Origin of the sequence: Marinobacter gelidimuriae (genome assembly GCF_000372805.1) — a bacterium.
GTDB classification, from domain to species: Bacteria; Pseudomonadota; Gammaproteobacteria; order Pseudomonadales; family Oleiphilaceae; genus Marinobacter; species Marinobacter gelidimuriae.
This window is the reverse complement of record NZ_KB889849.1, coordinates 1-1524: the sequence shown is the minus strand read 5'-3', so window position 1 is coordinate 1524 and position 1524 is coordinate 1. Positions and strand designations below refer to the sequence as shown.

Genomic DNA, 1524 nt, shown 5'->3' with positions numbered 1-1524 from the left:
AGTTCTCACAGTTTGATGCGGGGTGGAGCAGTCTGGTAGCTCGTCGGGCTCATAACCCGAAGGTCGTAGGTTCGAATCCTGCCCCCGCTACCATATAAGAGAAAGGCAGACCGGTAACTTACTGGTCTGCCTTTTTTGTGTTTGAGTTAGCAGAAAAGCTCTGTGACGACTATGTGACACATATGTGCCAAGCACTGTAACGCTGTCATTTGGTTTACACCCAGAAACGACCGTAAGTCACTTTTTGGCACGCATAATATGCGTTCTGAACCAGTACCCAAAATCCTTTCGATCGCCTGGCAAGATATGTGTGGCCCGGTGCTGGGTTTCATACAGGTATTGCCCACAAAAAGCCGGCGTGGGTCAGATTCACGCAGGCTAGCCAACTCTGCTTTGCTGAATGAACGCTGATAAAAAGCCGGGCGTTTATTTGTCAGGCGCCCGGCTTTTTTGGTTTCACCCTCTACCGCTTACCCTTTAGTGCGGTTGTCTATCCACTGCTCCAATACGCCGGCTTCCATAGGCTTACCGAAATAGTAACCCAGGATAGTGTCGATGCCTTGTTCCGCCAGGAACAGGAACTGTTCTTCGGATTCCACCCCTTCGGCCAGCACTCTAAAGCCAAGGCTGCGGCCCAAAGCCAGAACGGTGCGGATGATGGCCACGTCATAGGCGTCGTCTGGCAAGTCGTCTATAAACACCTTGTCAATTTTGAGGCAGGTTACCGGCAGGTGCTTGATGTGGGCCAGGGATGAATAGCCGGTGCCAAAATCGTCGATGGCCAACAGAACGCCCATGTCCCGCAATGCCTGTAACAACGCGATGATGCTGTTATCCCGCTCCAGAGCGCTTTCGGTAATCTCAAGTTCCAGCATACTTGCCGGTAATTGATGCCTGGCTAGCAGGTCGCGGATATGGTCGGCGAAGCCCGGCACCAGTTGCTGTGGCGCTATGTTCACCGCCACCTGCGGAACAGGGTGGCCCTGGTCGCGCCAGCGGGCCATTTGCGCCATGGCTTTTTCGAGTACCCAGTCGCCCAGTAACCCGATTAGCCCCAGCTCTTCGGCCAACGGAATAAACGTGGCGGGCGACATCAAACCGTTCACCGGATGCTGCCAGCGCACCAGCGCTTCAACTCCCAGTAACGCCTTAGTCCTGCTGTCTACCTGGGGTTGATAATTCAGCGTCAGTTCGTCGTTCTGAATCGCCCGGCGAAGATCGCTGGCCACCTCGAATTTACGTTGCAGGCGCTCGGCCAGCAACGGTGTAAACAGCTCAATGCTGGATGGCCCGCGTTCCTTGGCACGATACAACGCGGTTTCCGCGGCTTGCATCAGCCCCTGGGCGTCGGCGGCATCTTCGGGGAAGAAACTGATGCCCACGCAAGCGGAGGGAATCAGTTCATGGCCTTCGAGCTTCAGCGGTTTGGCTAGGGTCTGTTGACAATTCACATCGGCAGCCAGAGAAATGCGCAAGCCAATGACACGATGCTCTCATAATTTCGAGCAAGCTTGTCATATCGGG

1 protein-coding gene and 1 tRNA gene are annotated in these 1524 nt (G+C 54.7%); one reads left to right on the top strand and one right to left on the bottom strand.

The genetic code is table 11. The features are described from left to right. The first annotated feature begins 16 nt into the window (after positions 1–16). Positions 17–93 (top strand) — tRNA-Met (locus tag A3OI_RS0103260). A 377-nt stretch (positions 94–470) separates the two neighbouring features. Here A3OI_RS0103260 and A3OI_RS19210 read toward each other — a convergent pair. Next, a complete protein-coding gene (locus tag A3OI_RS19210; RefSeq protein WP_228702879.1) occupies positions 471–1451 on the bottom strand; it encodes a putative bifunctional diguanylate cyclase/phosphodiesterase in 981 nt (326 codons plus the stop codon). Positions 1452–1524 lie beyond the last annotated feature (73 nt).